The 15,514-nt window shown below is 74.5% G+C and carries 15 protein-coding genes; all 15 read left to right on the top strand.

Annotated features, from left to right (window positions below):
* Positions 1 to 92: 92 nt before the first annotated feature.
* The 15 genes from AC3AQ1_RS01055 (at position 93) to carB (ending at position 15,494) form a co-directional block, all read left to right on the top strand.
* Positions 93 to 917 carry a shikimate dehydrogenase gene (locus AC3AQ1_RS01055; protein WP_234417633.1) on the top strand — a complete coding sequence of 275 codons (825 nt, stop codon included), beginning with the start codon at positions 93 to 95 and terminating at the stop codon, positions 915 to 917.
* Complete coding sequence (locus AC3AQ1_RS01050) at positions 914 to 1,612, top strand: prepilin peptidase (protein ID WP_159096324.1); 699 nt, start codon at positions 914 to 916, stop codon at positions 1,610 to 1,612. Before AC3AQ1_RS01055 ends, AC3AQ1_RS01050 begins: the two co-directional genes overlap by 4 nt.
* Positions 1,613 to 1,726: 114 nt before the next feature.
* Complete coding sequence (gene aroC / locus AC3AQ1_RS01045; protein WP_108717469.1) at positions 1,727 to 2,914, top strand: chorismate synthase; 1,188 nt, start codon at positions 1,727 to 1,729, stop codon at positions 2,912 to 2,914.
* Positions 2,911 to 3,546 (top strand): shikimate kinase, encoded by a 636-nt coding sequence (locus AC3AQ1_RS01040; RefSeq protein WP_108717468.1) that lies wholly within the window; start codon positions 2,911 to 2,913, stop codon positions 3,544 to 3,546. The genes aroC and AC3AQ1_RS01040 overlap by 4 nt, the downstream gene beginning before the upstream one ends.
* Positions 3,543 to 4,652: a 3-dehydroquinate synthase gene (aroB, locus tag AC3AQ1_RS01035; protein WP_108717467.1), complete on the top strand. Its 1,110-nt coding sequence runs from the start codon at positions 3,543 to 3,545 to the stop codon at positions 4,650 to 4,652. Before AC3AQ1_RS01040 ends, aroB begins: the two co-directional genes overlap by 4 nt.
* An 86-nt stretch (positions 4,653 to 4,738) precedes the next feature.
* The gene (locus tag AC3AQ1_RS01030) at positions 4,739 to 5,452 is read left to right on the top strand and encodes a helix-turn-helix domain-containing protein (RefSeq protein WP_108717466.1); all 714 of its coding nucleotides are present in this window, start codon (positions 4,739 to 4,741) and stop codon (positions 5,450 to 5,452) included.
* A gap of 174 nt (positions 5,453 to 5,626) precedes the next feature.
* Positions 5,627 to 6,130, top strand: a complete 504-nt coding sequence (locus AC3AQ1_RS01025) for a hypothetical protein (protein ID WP_234417631.1) — start codon at positions 5,627 to 5,629, stop codon at positions 6,128 to 6,130.
* A 208-nt stretch (positions 6,131 to 6,338) separates the two neighbouring features.
* Positions 6,339 to 6,896 (top strand): elongation factor P, encoded by a 558-nt coding sequence (gene efp / locus AC3AQ1_RS01020; protein ID WP_108717465.1) that lies wholly within the window; start codon positions 6,339 to 6,341, stop codon positions 6,894 to 6,896.
* Positions 6,897 to 6,901: 5 nt separating this feature from the next.
* The gene (nusB, locus tag AC3AQ1_RS01015; protein WP_108717464.1) at positions 6,902 to 7,360 is read left to right on the top strand and encodes a transcription antitermination factor NusB; all 459 of its coding nucleotides are present in this window, start codon (positions 6,902 to 6,904) and stop codon (positions 7,358 to 7,360) included.
* Positions 7,361 to 7,420: 60 nt separating this feature from the next.
* Entirely contained in the window at positions 7,421 to 8,014 is a 594-nt protein-coding gene (gene pyrR, locus AC3AQ1_RS01010) for a bifunctional pyr operon transcriptional regulator/uracil phosphoribosyltransferase PyrR (RefSeq protein WP_108717463.1), read from the top strand.
* Complete coding sequence (locus AC3AQ1_RS01005) at positions 8,011 to 9,000, top strand: aspartate carbamoyltransferase catalytic subunit (RefSeq protein WP_108717462.1); 990 nt, start codon at positions 8,011 to 8,013, stop codon at positions 8,998 to 9,000. The genes pyrR and AC3AQ1_RS01005 overlap by 4 nt, the downstream gene beginning before the upstream one ends.
* Positions 8,997 to 10,304 carry a dihydroorotase gene (locus AC3AQ1_RS01000; protein ID WP_108717461.1) on the top strand — a complete coding sequence of 436 codons (1,308 nt, stop codon included), beginning with the start codon at positions 8,997 to 8,999 and terminating at the stop codon, positions 10,302 to 10,304. The genes AC3AQ1_RS01005 and AC3AQ1_RS01000 overlap by 4 nt, the downstream gene beginning before the upstream one ends.
* On the top strand, positions 10,301 to 10,891 hold the full coding sequence (locus AC3AQ1_RS00995; protein WP_234417629.1) for a PH-like domain-containing protein: 591 nt from the start codon (positions 10,301 to 10,303) through the stop codon (positions 10,889 to 10,891). The genes AC3AQ1_RS01000 and AC3AQ1_RS00995 overlap by 4 nt, the downstream gene beginning before the upstream one ends.
* Positions 10,888 to 12,147: a glutamine-hydrolyzing carbamoyl-phosphate synthase small subunit gene (gene carA / locus AC3AQ1_RS00990; RefSeq protein ID WP_108717460.1), complete on the top strand. Its 1,260-nt coding sequence runs from the start codon at positions 10,888 to 10,890 to the stop codon at positions 12,145 to 12,147. Before AC3AQ1_RS00995 ends, carA begins: the two co-directional genes overlap by 4 nt.
* The gene (carB, locus tag AC3AQ1_RS00985) at positions 12,147 to 15,494 is read left to right on the top strand and encodes a carbamoyl-phosphate synthase large subunit (RefSeq protein ID WP_108717459.1); all 3,348 of its coding nucleotides are present in this window, start codon (positions 12,147 to 12,149) and stop codon (positions 15,492 to 15,494) included. The genes carA and carB overlap by 1 nt, the downstream gene beginning before the upstream one ends.
* Positions 15,495 to 15,514 lie beyond the last annotated feature (20 nt).

Raw genomic sequence — 15,514 nt, 5'->3', positions numbered from 1 at the left:
TGACTCGCGGCGCACCTGCCGCGCCTGGCACGTCCGGACGCTCCGGCCCGCACACGCCGCCCGTGCGGCGGGCCGGCGTCGTCGGACACCCCGTGGCGCACAGCCTGTCACCCGTGCTGCACGGCGCCGCCTACCGCACGCTCGGCCTCGACGGCTGGTCCTACGACGCGATCGACGTGCCCGACGGCGAGCTCGCCGCATGGCTCTCGGGTTGCGGTCCGGAGTGGGCCGGGTTGTCCGTGACGATGCCTCACAAGAAGGCCGCGCTCGCGCTCGCCGACGTCACCGACCCCCTGGCCGCGACCGTCGGTGCGGCCAACACGCTCGTCCTGCAGGGCGCCGGTGCCGGTCGCCTCGTCGTGGCCGCGAACACGGACGTCCACGGCGTGGCCCAGGCCGTGCGCGAGGTGCGCGGTGCGGACCCGGCGACCTCCGCCGTCGTGCTCGGTGCCGGCGGCACCGCCGCGGCGGGCCTCGCGGCGCTCGCCGAGCTCGGGGTCACCTCGCCGGTCGTGTGCGTGCGCTCGAGCGCACGCGCCGCGGACCTGCTCCAGGCCGCGCACCGGATGGGGGTCGACGTGACGCTGCGGCGGTTCGACCAGGCGGCGCGGTTCATCCTCGGGGCGGACATCGTGCTGCAGACCGCGGTCGCGGGCGCCGCCGATCCCGTCGCGGCCGGGCTGACCGCCGAGCTGGCCCGCTCCGGGGCTCGGCTGCGGCCGGACCAGGTGCTCCTCGACGCGATCTACGACCCGTGGCCCACGGCGCTCGCGCGGGCGTGGGAGGACTGCGGCGGCTGCGTCGCGCCGGGCTGGCTCATGCTGCTGCACCAGGCGGTCGAGCAGGTCCGGCTGATGACGGGCGTGCCCGCGCCGGTGGACGCGATGCGCGCGGCGCTGGTCGCAGCGCTGCCGTGAGCCTGCCCGCTGCGGCGGTGGCGGCGCTCGTCGCACTCCTCGCCGGGGCGGCGGGGTGGCGCGCCGCGCCGTGGCTGCGCACGCTCGCCCGGCTGTCGGCCCACGACCAGCGCCAGCCGTGGACCCTGCGGCCCGCCGTGGTGGCGTGCACGTGCGCGGGCCTGGCCGCGCTGAGCGTGCTCACCGCGCACGCCCAGGAGCTGCCGCCGGCGACCTGGTCGGGGCTCGCCGTCGGCTGGGTCGCGGCCGGTGCGGCGGCGCTGGTGGACGCCGCGGCGCACCGCCTGCCCGACGTCCTCGTCCTGCGGGTCGGGGGAGTCGGGGTCGCGCTCGCTGTCGTGGGCGCCCTCATCGCCGGGCGCCCCGCGCTCGTGCTGGGCGCGCTCGCGGGTGCCGTGGTCGGGTACCTCGTGCTCGGCCTCGTCGCGTTCGCCTACCCGCCGGGGATGGGCTACGGGGACGTCAAGCTCGCCGCCCTGCTGGGAGCCCTGCTGGGCCTCGCGTCCGGGTTCGGACCCGCGCCCTGGTGGGGCGGGGCGATCGTGGCGGTGGCGATGCTCCTGCTCGCGTTCGTCGTCGGCGGCGTGGGCTCGCTCGTCCTGCTCGCCGCACGCCGGGTGACGGCGCGCACGGCCGTGCCGTTCGGACCGGTGCTCGTGCTCGCCGCCGCGGTGGTGGCCGCGGGGTTCGCCTGACGCCCCCCAGCGTTCCCCTGAGACTCGCGTGATCGGTGCGAGCCCGCACGACGGCGGGTCTCGCCACCCGGCCACGCGCGGCGGGTCGCGGTGCGGCGTGGGAGGATGCCGATCATGCTCAGGTGGTTGACCGCCGGCGAGTCGCACGGTCCGGCGCTCGTCGCGATGCTCGAAGGACTTCCGGCCGGGGTCGCCGTGACGACCCAGGAGATCCAGGAGGCGCTCGCGCGTCGGCGCCTCGGCTACGGCCGCGGCGCACGGATGAGCTTCGAGCAGGACGAGGTGACCCTGCTCGGCGGCGTGCGGCACGGGCGTTCGCAGGGCGGCCCCGTCGCGATCGAGATCGGTAACACCGAGTGGCCCAAGTGGGAGCAGGTGATGAGCGCCGATCCCGTCGACCCGGCGATCCTCAGCGGCGCCCGCGGCGCCCCGCTCACGCGACCGCGACCCGGGCACGCCGACCTCATCGGCATGACGAAGTACGGCTTCGACGAGGCGCGTCCCGTGCTCGAGCGCGCCAGCGCGCGAGAGACCGCGGCCCGCGTGGCGCTCGGCGTGCTGGCCGCGCACTACCTCGAGCAGGTCGCCGGCGTCCGGCTCGTCTCGCACGTCGTCTCGATCGGCGAGGTCGCCGTCCCCGACGACGCACCCCTGCCGGGTCCCGACGACGTCGCGGCGTTGGACGCCGACCCCGTGCGCTGCCACGACGCGAACACGTCCGCGGCGATGGTCGCGGAGATCGACGAGTGCAAGAAGGCCGGCGACACCCTCGGCGGCGTCGTCGAGGTACTGGCCTACGGCCTGCCGCCGGGCCTCGGCTCCTACGTGCAGTCCGACCGCCGGCTCGATGCCCGGCTCGCCGCCGCGCTCATGGGCATCCAGGCGATGAAGGGCGTCGAGGTCGGCGACGGCTTCACGACGGCGCGGCGGCGCGGCTCGGCCGCACACGACGAGATCGAGCGGGACCCCAGCGGCGTGCTGCACCGGCGCAGCAATCGCGCGGGCGGGCTCGAGGGTGGCATGACGAACGGCGAGGTCCTGCGTGTGCGCGCCGCGATGAAGCCGATCTCGACGGTGCCTCGCGCGCTGGACACCGTGGACGTCGCGACGGGGGAGGCCGCCAAGGCGATCCACCAGCGCTCCGACGTGTGCGCGGTGCCGCCCGCGGCCGTGGTCGCGGAGGCGATGGTCGCGCTCGTGCTCGCGCAGGCGCTGCTGGAGAAGGTCGGTGGGGACAGCGTCGAGGAGTCCGCGCGCAACCTGCGCGCCTACCTCGACGCGGTGCCCGCGACGATGCGATGACGCCGTTCGTGCTGCTCGTCGGGCCGCCGGGGGCGGGCACCTCGACGGTCGCGCGCGCGCTGGCCGCGGCCCGCGGGCTCGCCGTGGTCGACACCGAGCGGGTGACGGCCGAGCAGCTCGGCCACACCGACGTCGCGACGGCGTTCGTGGTCCGCGGCGAGGACGCGTTCCGCGCGGCGGAGACGCAGGTCGTGCTCGCGCTGCTCGGTGGCCGTGCGGTACCGGGCGACGGCGATGGCGGCGACGGCGACGGCGAGAGTGCGGTGCCGGAGGGCTCCGGCGTGGCGCCCGAGGAGTCGGACGCGGCGGTGACCGCAGGGCCCGACAGCAGCCCCGTCGTCGTGGCCCTCGGCTCGGGTGCGCTCACCGCGCCCGAGGTGCGCGACGCCGTCGTCGGCCTGCCGCTGGTCCAGCTGACGGTGTCGCTCGCGCACGCCGCGCCCCGGCTCGGGCTCTCGACGGCGCGACCGGTCTTCCTCGGCAACCCGCGCGCACAGTGGGCACGGCTCGCCCAGGAGCGCCGCGCGCTGTACGACACCGTGGCGGTGGCCGCCGTCGACACCGACGACCGCACGCCTGCCCAGGTCGCCGCGGACGTCGTCCGCGTGCTGGAGGAGAGGGACCCGCGATGACAGGACCGGCCACGAGGATCACGGTCACGGCCGAGCGCACGTACGACGTCGTGATCGGGCACGGGCTGCTCGGCGAGCTCGCGCCGCTGCTCGGCGAGGGCGTGCAGCGCGTCCTGCTGCTCGCGCCGCACGCGCTCGCCGCGACCGCCGAGGCGGTGCGCGAGGACCTCGTCGCGCTCGGTTACGAGGCGTACATCGCCGAGGTGCCCGACGCCGAGGAGGCCAAGACCGCGCAGGTCGCCACCTTCTGCTGGGGCGTCCTCGGGCAGGCCGGGTTCACCCGCAGCGACGCGGTGGTCGGCATCGGCGGGGGTGCCACGACGGACCTTGCCGGGTTCGTGGCGGCGACCTGGCTGCGCGGCGTGCGGGTGGTGCAGGTCCCGACGACGCTGCTCGCGATGGTCGACGCGGCCGTCGGCGGCAAGACGGGGATCAACACGGCCGAGGGCAAGAATCTCGTCGGCGCGTTCCACTCGCCGGTCGGCGTGCTGGCCGATCTCGGGACGCTCGAGACGCTGCCGAGGCACGACCTCGTCGCGGGGCTGGCCGAGGTGGTGAAGTGCGGGTTCATCGCGGACCCGGTGATCCTCGACCTCGTGGAGGCCTCACCGGACGAGGCCGCGACGCCGGGCTCGCCGGTGCTGCGCGAGCTCGTCGAGCGCGCCGTGGCGGTCAAGGCCCGCGTGGTGTCGCAGGACCTGCGGGAGGCCGACCTGCGGGAGATCCTCAACTACGGGCACACGTTCGCGCACGCGATCGAGCAGGTCGAGCGCTACCAGTGGCGGCACGGCGCGGCGGTGAGCGTGGGGATGGTCTACGAGGCCGAGCTCGCGCGTCTCTCCGGGCGCCTGGCGGAGGACGTGGTCGACCGGCACCGGGCGATCCTCACCTCGCTCGGGCTGCCCGTCACCTACCGGGGCGACCGGTGGCCCCGCCTGCTCGAGGCCATGCGGCGGGACAAGAAGACCCGCGGCGACATGCTCCGCTTCGTCGGCCTTGAGGGGGTGGGCCGTCCGATCCGGATCGAGGGCCCGGACCCCACGCTGCTGACCGCCGCCTACGCCGAGGTGAGCGAGACCGCGGCCGGGGGTGCGGTCGACCTGTAACGGTGCTGCACGCAGCATCCGGTTGATCAGGCATGATCAACCCGTGGTGGTTGATCGCATCACATCAATCCGCTAGGGTTGATGCCATGCTGGTCATCACGGCGGATCAGGAGGGCAGTCGCCACGGCGTGGATCGGGTGCCGGAGGCGCTCGACGTGCTCGAGGGCGTGCCCGTGCTCCTGCCGTTCGTGCGCACGGTGGGTGACGAGCTCCAGGGCGTGCCGGAGGATGCGGCTGCGGCGCTCGAGGCGTGTCTGCGCCTCGTCCGCCTCGGCGGCTGGAGCATCGGCGTGGGCGTCGGGCCCGGACGACTGGCGTCGACCGCGCCCGAGAGCGCGGGGGAGGCGTTCGTGCGTGCGCGCGCCGCGGTCGAGCGCGCCAAGGGCCGCACCGTGCCGCTCCCGCTCGCGATCGAGGCGGCCCCGTCGGGCGGCGGTGTCGGCCCGGACGCGGACGTCGCGGGGACTGCGGGGGTCGCGGGGACTGCGGGCGCCCGGGGGCGCGCGGAGCGCGGGAGCGCCGAGGGTCTCGCCGGTCGCGAGGTGCCCACGGGTCCGGCGGGGGCCGCCGCCGTCGAACCGCTCGTCCACCTGCTCGCCGCCGTGGTCGCCGCGCGGAGCGACACGGCCTGGCGCGTGCTCGACCTCCTCGCCACGGGGACGACGGGTGTCGAGGTGGCGCGCGAGCTGGCGATCTCGCCGCAGGCGGTGAGCAAGCATCGCCGCGCGGCGCTGTGGGACACCGAGCAGGCGGCGCGCCCCGTGGTGGCGCGCCTGCTGGCCGCACTCGACGGCCGCTAGGCCCCGCGCGGGGCTTCCGGGTCGCGATCGCGGCCGCGCAGCCCGCCGCATGCTCTCGTCCGCCTCCCGTCAGTCACGCGCCGGTGTGGCCCAGCCCGGCTCAGCGCAGCCCGGCCCGGCGCAGCCCGGCCCGGCGCGAGCGCACGCGTCGGAGGTGCCTGGTTCGATGGGCGCATGGTGGTGCTCGTCGTCGTCCTCGCGCTCCTGCTCGCGTCCGCGGGCGGGGCGATCGTCGTCCCCGCCGTCCTCGGGCTCACCCCGGAGCGCGGGCGCATGCGCGCACAGGCGGCGTCGCTGCTGCGCGGTGGCCTCGTGATCGGGGTGCTCGAGCGGCTCGCCGTCGCCGGGTCGGTCCTGCTCGGCCACCCGGAGGGCGTCGCGATCGTCGTCGCCGTCAAGGGGCTGGGGCGCTACCCGGAGCTGCGTGGCGCCGCGACGGCGCGTACGGGCGCGGCGGGGCCGGTCGTCCAGGGCGACCCACCGACCGACCCCCAGGCGCGCGCCGCGCAGGAGCAGGCCGCCCAGGAGCAGGCCGCGAAGGAGCGCGCCGCTCAGGAGCAGGCCGCCGAGCTGAGCGCCGCGGTCTCGGAGCGGTTCATCATCGGCACGCTCGCCTCGCTCGTCTGGGCCGTGGCGTGCGGCGCGGGCGGGCTGTGGTGGCTCGCACAGCTGGCCTGAGGCCCGTGCGTCGCCGCCGCGGCGGCCCGCCCGGTAGGATGAGGTGGTTTGTGTCCGGGCCCGCGAGGCCGGGGCCACGCGCCCGTCACCGGCTGGAGAGCAGCCGGTGGCCAGCTGAGGACCGGCAGGTCGTCGCTGATGCAGGGCGCCCACAGGAGATCGAGACGGCGCGCACACGCGTCGACCGCGACGTGAGGACGGACGAGAAGTGGCAACGACCAACGACCTGAAGAACGGCACGGTCCTCAACCTCGAGGGTCAGCTCTGGAGCGTCGTCGAGTTCCAGCACGTCAAGCCCGGCAAGGGCCCGGCGTTCGTCCGCACCAAGCTCAAGAACGTGCTGTCGGGCAAGACCGTGGACAAGACCTTCAACGCCGGCCTCAAGGTCGAGACGGCGAACGTCGACCGCCGCGACATGCAGTACCTGTACAAGGACGGCGACTCCTTCGTCTTCATGGACGCCTCCGACTACGAGCAGATCTTCGTGCCCGAGGCCACCGTGGGCGACGCCGCGAACTTCCTCCTGGAGAACCAGGCCGTGATCATGGCGCTGCACGAGGGCAACCCGCTCTACGTCGAGCTCCCGGCGAGCGTCGTGCTCGAGGTCACCTACACCGAGCCCGGCCTGCAGGGCGACCGCTCGAACGCGGGCACCAAGCCCGCCACGATCGAGACCGGCTACGAGATCCAGGTCCCGCTCTTCATCGAGCAGGGCACCAAGGTCAAGGTGGACACCCGCACGGGTGACTACCTCGGCCGCGCCTGACGCGCATGCCGGACCGCTCCAAGGACCGCCGCCGCGCCGTCGACCTGCTCTTCGAGGCCGACCAGCGCGGCCGCGCCGGTGACCGCGTCGACGTCGTCGAGCTGCTCGCGCAGCGCATCGCCGACCCCTCGGGGCTCAAGCCGATGCGCACGTACGCGGCGGAGATCGTCGAGGGCGTCGCGGCGCACCGCGCGCGGATCGACGAGCTCCTCGCGTCCTACTCCCACTCCTGGACGCTGGACCGGATGCCCGCCGTCGACCTCGCGATCCTGCGGGTCGGCGCGTGGGAGCTGCTGTGGAACGACGACGTGCCCGACGCCGTCGCCGTGGAGCAGGCCACGAACCTCGCGGCCGAGCTGTCCACCGACGAGTCGCCGGGCTTCGTCAACGGCCTGCTCGGCCAGCTGCAGCGCCTCGCGCCCGCCCTGCGGGACGCCCCCGGGCAGGCCGTCGCCGCGGAGTAGGGTGCACGAGAACCTCCACCTTTAACCCCGTCCTGTGAGGCGGAGAAGGAGCGAGCCAGCATGACCCAGTCCCACCACAGTGAGGACCGGGGCGAGCGGGTGGTGCTCTCGGCCGACGAGATCGGCCGGGCGCTGACCCGGATCGCCCACGAGATCCTCGAGCGCAACCACGGCGCCGCCGAGCTCGTCCTGCTCGGCATCCCGAGCCGCGGCGTCCCCCTCGCCGCACGTCTCGCCGACCGGATCCGGCTCGCCGAGGAGCGGTCCCAGGCGCCCGACGGCGAGCCACCGGTCCGCGTGCCGGTCGGCGAGCTGGACATCACGCTCTACCGCGACGACCTGCGCCACCACCCGACCCGTTCCCTGACGCCCACGGTGCTGCCGCCCGGCGGCATCGACGGGCGCGTCGTCGTCCTCGTCGACGACGTGCTCTTCTCCGGGCGGACCGTGCGTGCCGCGCTCGACGCCCTCACCGACCTCGGCCGCCCGCGCGCGGTCCAGCTCGTGGCCCTCGTGGACCGCGGCCACCGCCAGCTGCCGGTGCGCGCGGACTACGTCGGCAAGAACCTGCCGACCGCGGTGACCGAGCGGGTGCAGGTGCGCCTGGAGGAGATCGACGGCGTCGACGCCGTCGCGATCGGAGGAACGCGATGAGGCACCTGCTGGACGCCGGCGACCTGAGCCGGGACGAGGCGGTCGGGCTGCTCGACGTCGCCGAGGCGATGGCGCGCACCCAGTCGCGCCAGATCAAGAAGCTGCCCGCGCTGCGCGGCCTCACCGTGGTGAACCTGTTCTTCGAGGACTCCACCCGCACCCGGATCTCGTTCGAGGCCGCCGCCAAGCGGCTGTCGGCGGACGTCATCAACTTCTCCGCCAAGGGCTCGAGCGTGTCCAAGGGCGAGTCGCTCAAGGACACCGCGCAGACGCTGCGCGCGATCGGGGCCGACGCCGTCGTGGTGCGACACTCGGCCTCCGGCGCGCCGCACCGCCTCGCGCACGCCGGCTGGATCGACACGCCCGTCGTCAACGCCGGTGACGGCACGCACCAGCACCCGACCCAGGCGCTGCTCGACGCGTTCACGCTGCGCCGGCACCTCGCCGACGGCACGGGGGACCTGCAGGGCCGCCACGTGGTGCTCGTCGGGGACGTGCTGCACTCGCGCGTCGCGCGGTCCAACGTGCAGCTCCTGCACACCCTCGGGGCCCGGGTCACGCTCGTCGCCCCGCCCACGCTGCTGCCGGTGGGCGTCGAGGACTGGACGTGCGACGTCTCGTTCGACCTGGACACCGCCGTGGACGGCGGCGCGCCCGCGGGCGCGCCGGACGCCGTCATGATGCTGCGCGTCCAGCGCGAGCGGATGACGAGCGGCTACTTCCCCTCCGAGCGCGAGTACGCCCGGCGCTACGGCCTGGACCGCGCGCGCGTGGACCGGCTGCCCGAGCACGCGATCGTCATGCACCCCGGCCCGATGAACCGCGGCCTGGAGATCTCCGCGGAGGCCGCCGACTCACCGCGCTCCACCGTCGTGGAGCAGGTCGCCAACGGCGTCTCGGTGCGGATGGCCGTGCTCTACACGCTGCTCGCCGGGCAGGACCCCGCCCAGGCCGCCGCCGACATCACTCGGACGGAGACCCGATGACCCGCTACCTCCTGCGCTCCGTGGCGCCCCTGGGCGCCGAGCGGACGGACCTGCTGCTCGGCGACGGGGTGATCCTCGCCGTCGGCGCCGACGCGCGCGAGGCGGCCGGCCGCGACGCCGTGGTGGTCGACGGCGACGGGCTCGTCGCGCTGCCCGGCCTCGTCGACCTGCACACCCACCTGCGCGAGCCCGGCCGCGAGGACACCGAGACCGTCCGCTCCGGCACGCGCGCCGCCGCGGCCGGCGGGTTCACCGCGGTGCACGCCATGGCGAACACCGACCCGGTGGCCGACACCGCGGGCGTCGTGGAGCAGGTCTGGCGGCTCGGGCGCGACGCCGGGTACGCCGACGTGCGGCCCGTCGGCGCCGTGACGATCGGCCTCGCGGGCGAGCGCCTCGCCGAGCTCGGTGCGATGGCGACCTCCGCCGCGCGCGTGCGCGTCTTCTCCGACGACGGGAAGTGCGTGTGGGACCCGGTGCTCATGCGCCGCGCGCTGGAGTACACCCGCGCGTTCGACGGCGTGGTGGCCCAGCACGCGCAGGAGCCGCGCCTCACGCAGGGGTCGCAGATGCACGAGGGTGCCGTCTCGGCCGAGATCGGCCTGGCCGGCTGGCCCGCCGTCGCCGAGGAGGCGATCATCGCGCGCGACGTGCTGCTCGCCGAGCACGTCGGCGGCCGGCTGCACGTGCAGCACCTGTCCACCGCGGGCAGCGTCGAGATCGTGCGGTGGGCCAAGGCGCGCGGCATCCGCGTCACCGCCGAGGCCACCCCGCACCACCTGCTCCTCACCGACGAGCTCGCGCGCACCTACGACCCGGTGTTCAAGGTGAACCCGCCGCTGCGCACCGCCGAGGACGTCGAGGCGGTCCGCGCCGGTCTCGCGGACGGCACGATCGACGTCGTCGCCACCGACCACGCGCCGCACGCCGCGCAGGACAAGGACTGCGAGTGGTCCGCCGCCGCGTTCGGGATGACCGGCCTGGAGACGGCGCTCTCGGTGGTGCAGCACGTGATGGTCGACGACGGACCCTTCGGCTGGGCGGACGTCGCCCGCGTGCTCTCGGTGACGCCGGCCGCGATCGGCGGCGTGACCGACCACGGCCGCCCGCTCGAGGCGGGCGAGCCCGCGTCGCTGGTGCTCGTGGACCCGGCCGCGCGCACCGTCGTCGACCCGGCCGCGCAGGCGACGGCGAGCCGCAACTCCCCGTTCGCCGGCCGCGAGCTCCCCGGTGCCGTGCGCTGGACCTTCCTGCGCGGTCACGCGACGCTCGCCGACGGCGTGCTGACGGAGGCCGACCGGTGACCCGGCCGCTCGCCGTCGCGCTCCTCGTCCTCGTCGGGCTCGCGCTGCTGGCCCTCATGTGGTGGGGCTGGCGCCGCCGCGTGCGGCGCACCGCCGTGGGGCTCGGTGCACCCGCCGCCGCCCTGACCGCGCCGGTGACGCTCGCCGTCGAAGGCGTCTACGTCTCGAGCACGACGGCGGGGGAGTGGCTCGAGCGGATCGCCGCCGACGGCCTCGGCGTGCGTTCCCCGGTCGTGGCCGAGGTGGGCGACGACGGCGTGACGCTGCGCCGGACCGGAGCGCCCGACGTCGTCGTGCCGCGCGCGGCGCTGCTCGGCGCCCGCACCGAGCGCGGCATCGCCGGGAAGGTCGCCCAGCCCGGCGGGATCGTCGTGCTGCGCTGGCGCACCGGCGACGTCGTGCTCGACACCGGCGTCCACCCGCGGCACGCGGCCGACCGCGCACGGCTCGTGGACGCGATCAACGCGATCACGCCGCCGCCGGTCGGCGAGCCAACCGCAGCCACCGCGCCGGGCGCCCCCGACTCACCCGGCTCGCTCGGCGCCCCCGACCCCTCGTCCGCACGATCCCAGGAGGACGTCGCATGACCACCACCACGAGCCAGACCCCGCCCGGTGCCACGAGCGAGGAGGCCTACCTCGTCCTCGAGGACGGCACCGTGCACGTCGGTCGTGCGTGGGGCGCGCGCGGGGAGACCCTGGGCGAGATCGTGTTCTCCACCGGCATGACCGGCTACCAGGAGACGCTCACCGACCCGAGCTATCACAAGCAGATCGTCGTGATGACGGCGCCGCACGTCGGGAACACCGGCGTCAACGGCGAGGACCCGGAGTCGGGCCGGATCTGGGTGTCCGGCTTCGTCGTGCGCGACCCCGCGCGCCGTGCGTCGAGCTGGCGCAGCGAGCGCTCCCTCGACGCCGAGCTCGAGGCGCAGGGCATCGTCGGCATCCGCGAGCTCGACACCCGCGCGCTCACCCGCCACCTGCGGACGGCCGGCGCGATGCGCGCGGGCGTGTTCTCCGGCGACGCGGTGCCCGCGGCCACCGGCCCCTCCCGCGTGGCCGAGCTGCTCGAGCGGGTGCGGTCGAGCTCGCAGATGGTCGGCGCGGACCTGGCCGACGAGGTGACCACGGCGAGTTCGTACGTCGTGGAGCCGGAGGCCGGCACCGACCCGGTCGGCACCGTCGTCGCCGTCGACCTCGGCATCAAGGACATGACGCCGCACCGGATGGCCGAGCGCGGGCTGCGTGTGGTCGTCGTGCCGAGCACGAGCACCCTGGCCGACATCCAGGCGCACGAGCCGGACGCGGTCTTCTTCTCCAACGGCCCCGGCGACCCGGCGGCCGCGGACGACGCCGTCGAGCTCCTGCGCGGCGTCCTCGACGCCGGGATCCCGTACTTCGGGATCTGCTTCGGCAACCAGATCCTCGGGCGCGCACTCGGGTTCGGGACGTACAAGCTCACGTTCGGCCACCGGGGCATCAACCAGCCGGTGAAGGACGTGCGCACCGGCAAGGTCGAGATCACCGCGCACAACCACGGCTTCGCCGTCGACGCGCCGATCGGGCGGGAGTCCGTCGCCCCGCACGACGGCGGTCGCTACGGCCGCGTCATCGTGTCGCACGTGGGCCTCAACGACGACGTCGTGGAGGGCCTGGAGTGCCTGGACATCCCGGCGTTCTCCGTGCAGTACCACCCCGAGGCCGCGGCCGGACCGCACGACGCCGCCTACCTGTTCGACCGGCTCGTCGAGCTGGTGACCAGCCACGGCGCGATCGCCACCAACGCCACCGACGACTCCGCCGCCCCCGACGGCTCCACCGCCCCCGAGGAGAACTCCTGATGCCCCGCCGCTCCGACCTGCACTCGGTCCTCGTGATCGGGTCGGGCCCCATCGTCATCGGGCAGGCCGCCGAGTTCGACTACTCCGGGACCCAGGCGTGCCGCGTGCTGCGCGAGGAGGGCCTGCGGGTCATCCTCGTCAACTCCAACCCGGCCACGATCATGACCGACCCGGAGTTCGCGGACGCGACCTACGTCGAGCCGATCACGCCCGAGGTGGTCGCCGCGATCATCGCCAAGGAGAAGCCCGACGCTCTGCTGCCGACGCTGGGCGGGCAGACGGCGCTCAACACGGCGATCGCGCTGCACGAGAACGGCGTGCTCGCCGAGCACGGCGTCGAGCTGATCGGCGCGAACATCGAGGCGATCCACCTCGCCGAGGACCGCGAGCAGTTCAAGGGCGTGGTCGAGCGCTGCGGCGCGGAGTCCGCACGCAGCTCGATCTGCCACACGATGGAGGAGTGCCTCGCGGCCGCCGAGGATCTCGGCTACCCGCTCGTGGTGCGCCCGTCCTTCACGATGGGCGGGCTCGGCTCGGGCATCGCCTACGACGAGGCGGAGCTGCGGCGCATCGCCGGCGCCGGCCTGCACTACTCCCCGACCACCGAGGTGCTCCTGGAGGAGTCGATCCTCGGCTGGAAGGAGTACGAGCTCGAGCTCATGCGCGACCGCGCGGACAACGTCGTGGTGGTCTGCTCGATCGAGAACGTCGACCCGGTCGGCGTGCACACGGGTGACTCGATCACCGTGGCGCCCGCGCTCACGCTCACGGACCGCGAGTACCAGCGGATGCGCAACGTCGGCATCGCGATCATCCGCGAGGTCGGCGTGGACACCGGCGGCTGCAACGTGCAGTTCGCCGTCCACCCCGAGACCGGCCGCATCATCGTCATCGAGATGAACCCCCGCGTCTCGCGCTCCTCCGCGCTGGCGTCCAAGGCCACCGGCTTCCCGATCGCCAAGATCGCCGCGCGCCTGGCCACCGGGTACACGCTCGACGAGATCCCCAACGACATCACGGGCTCCACGCCGGCCTCGTTCGAGCCGACGCTGGACTACGTCGTCGTCAAGGTGCCGCGGTTCGCGTTCGAGAAGTTCCCGGCCGCCGACCCCACGCTGACCACCACGATGAAGTCGGTCGGCGAGGCGATGGCGATGGGCCGCAACTTCACCGAGGCCCTGCAGAAGGCGCTGCGCTCGATCGACAAGAAGGGCGTCGCGCTGCACTGGAACGGTCCGCGGCCCACGAGCGCCGAGACCCTCGCGCTGCTCGAGGCCGCGCGGGTGCCCACCGAGGGCCGCCTGCTCCAGGTGCAGCAGGCGATCCGGGGCGGTGCGAGCATCGAGCAGCTCTTCGAGGCGACGGCGATCGACCCGTGGTTCCTCGACCAGCTCGTGCTCCTGCAGGAGGTCGCCGAGGCGCTGCAGGCCGCCGAGGCGCTCGACCCGGAGATCCTGCGGCACGCCAAGCGGCACGGGTTCTCCGACGCGCAGATCGCGCAGATCCGCGGCCTGTCCGAGGCCACCGTCCGCGAGGTGCGGCACGCCTACGGGCTGCGCCCGGTCTACAAGACGGTCGACACGTGCGCGGCGGAGTTCGCGGCCCGCACGCCGTACCACTACTCCGCGTACGACGTCGAGACCGAGGTGCAGCCGCGCGAGCGGCCCGCGGTGCTCATCCTCGGCTCGGGTCCGAACCGGATCGGCCAGGGCATCGAGTTCGACTACTCGTGCGTGCACGCCGCCCTCGCGCTCAAGGGCGAGTACGAGACCGTCATGGTCAACTGCAACCCCGAGACGGTCTCGACCGACTACGACACCGCCGACCGGCTCTACTTCGAGCCGCTCACGCTCGAGGATGTGCTCGAGGTCTACCACGCCGAGCTCGCCGTCGGACCCGTCGCGGGCGTGATCGTGCAGCTCGGCGGCCAGACGCCGCTCGCGCTCGCCGCCGACCTCGCCGCGGCCGGCCTGCCCATCTGGGGCACGCCGCCCGAGGCGATCGACGCCGCCGAGGACCGCGGGGTGTTCGGCGGGGTGCTCGTCTCGGCCGGCCTGCCGGCGCCCGCGTTCGGCACGGCCACCACGCTCGCGCAGGCGCTCGAGGTGGCCGAGGGCGTGGGCTACCCCGTGCTCGTGCGGCCCAGCTACGTGCTGGGTGGGCGTGGCATGGAGATCGTCTACGACGCCGACCAGCTCGCGGACTACGTGCGCCGCTCCACCCCGGTCTCGGGCGAGGGCGCCGAGGTGTTCGCCTCCCCGGTGCTCATCGACCGGTTCCTCGACGAGGCGATCGAGATCGACGTTGACGCCCTGTTCGACGGCGAGGAGATGTTCCTCGGCGGGATCATGGAGCACATCGAGGAGGCCGGTATCCACTCCGGCGACTCCGCCTGCGTCCTGCCGTCGGTGACGATCTCGCGGCGCGAGATCGAGCGGATCAAGGCCTCCACCGAGGCGATCGCGCGCGGGGTCGGGGTGCGCGGCCTGCTCAACGTGCAGTACGCGCTGTCCAGCGACATCCTCTACGTCCTCGAGGCGAACCCGCGGGCCTCGCGCACGGTGCCGTTCGTCGCCAAGGCGACGGGCGTGCCGCTCGCGCGTGCCGCGGCGCTCGTCATGGCGGGGGAGTCGATCGCGTCGCTGCGCGAGCGCGGTGTCCTGCCCGCCGTCGACGGCGCGCAGCTGCCCCCCGACTCGCCCATCGCGGTCAAGGAGGCCGTGCTGCCCTTCAAGCGGTTCCGCACCGCCGAGGGGACCGTGGTGGACACCGTCCTCGGCCCGGAGATGCGCTCGACGGGTGAGGTCATGGGCTTCGACGCCGACGTGCCGCTCGCGTTCGCGAAGTCCCAGTCCGCCGCCTACGGCGGCCTGCCCACGTCCGGCACGGTGTTCGTCTCGGTCGCCGATCGCGACAAGCGCTCGATCGTGTTCCCCGTCGCGCGGCTGCAGGAGCTCGGCTTCGAGATCCTCGCGACCACCGGCACGGCCGACGTGCTGCGCCGCTACGGGATCGACTCGCGCGTGGTGCGCAAGGCGTCCGACGGTGCGGGGCCCGACGGCGAGCCCACCATCCTCGACCTCATCACCTCCGGAGAGGTCGACATGGTGGTGAACACCCCCAACGGCCAGGGAGCGCGCGCGGACGGGTACGACATCCGCACGGCGACGACCGCCGTCGACAAGCCGATCGTCACGACGATCCAGCAGTTCGCCGTCGCCGTCCTCGCGATCGAGGCCGTGCGGCGCGGGCCGTTCGGGGTGCGCTCGCTGCAGGAGTTCGACGCGGCGCGGCACGCCGTCGTGACCGGGGGGGACCCCGCGGCCCTTGCCGAGGTGATCGCGTGAGCGCCGGGTCCGGCACGTTC

This window comes from Miniimonas sp. S16, assembly GCF_057748195.1.
This window is presented reverse-complemented; position numbering and strand designations above follow the sequence as displayed.

Excerpts from the sequence above, each read along its gene's own strand:
- aroC (WP_108717469.1), top strand. The coding sequence starts at position 1,727 with ATGCTCAGGTGGTTGACCGCCGGCGAGTCGCACGGTCCGGCGCTCGTC.
- AC3AQ1_RS01040 (WP_108717468.1), top strand. The coding sequence starts at position 2,911 with ATGACGCCGTTCGTGCTGCTCGTCGGGCCGCCGGGGGCGGGCACCTCG.
- aroB (WP_108717467.1), top strand. The coding sequence starts at position 3,543 with ATGACAGGACCGGCCACGAGGATCACGGTCACGGCCGAGCGCACGTAC.
- AC3AQ1_RS01030 (WP_108717466.1), top strand. The coding sequence starts at position 4,739 with ATGCTGGTCATCACGGCGGATCAGGAGGGCAGTCGCCACGGCGTGGAT.
- AC3AQ1_RS01025 (WP_234417631.1), top strand. The coding sequence starts at position 5,627 with ATGGTGGTGCTCGTCGTCGTCCTCGCGCTCCTGCTCGCGTCCGCGGGC.
- nusB (WP_108717464.1), top strand. The coding sequence starts at position 6,902 with ATGCCGGACCGCTCCAAGGACCGCCGCCGCGCCGTCGACCTGCTCTTC.
- pyrR (WP_108717463.1), top strand. The coding sequence starts at position 7,421 with ATGACCCAGTCCCACCACAGTGAGGACCGGGGCGAGCGGGTGGTGCTC.
- AC3AQ1_RS01005 (WP_108717462.1), top strand. The coding sequence starts at position 8,011 with ATGAGGCACCTGCTGGACGCCGGCGACCTGAGCCGGGACGAGGCGGTC.
- AC3AQ1_RS01000 (WP_108717461.1), top strand. The coding sequence starts at position 8,997 with ATGACCCGCTACCTCCTGCGCTCCGTGGCGCCCCTGGGCGCCGAGCGG.
- carA (WP_108717460.1), top strand. The coding sequence starts at position 10,888 with ATGACCACCACCACGAGCCAGACCCCGCCCGGTGCCACGAGCGAGGAG.
- carB (WP_108717459.1), top strand. The coding sequence starts at position 12,147 with ATGCCCCGCCGCTCCGACCTGCACTCGGTCCTCGTGATCGGGTCGGGC.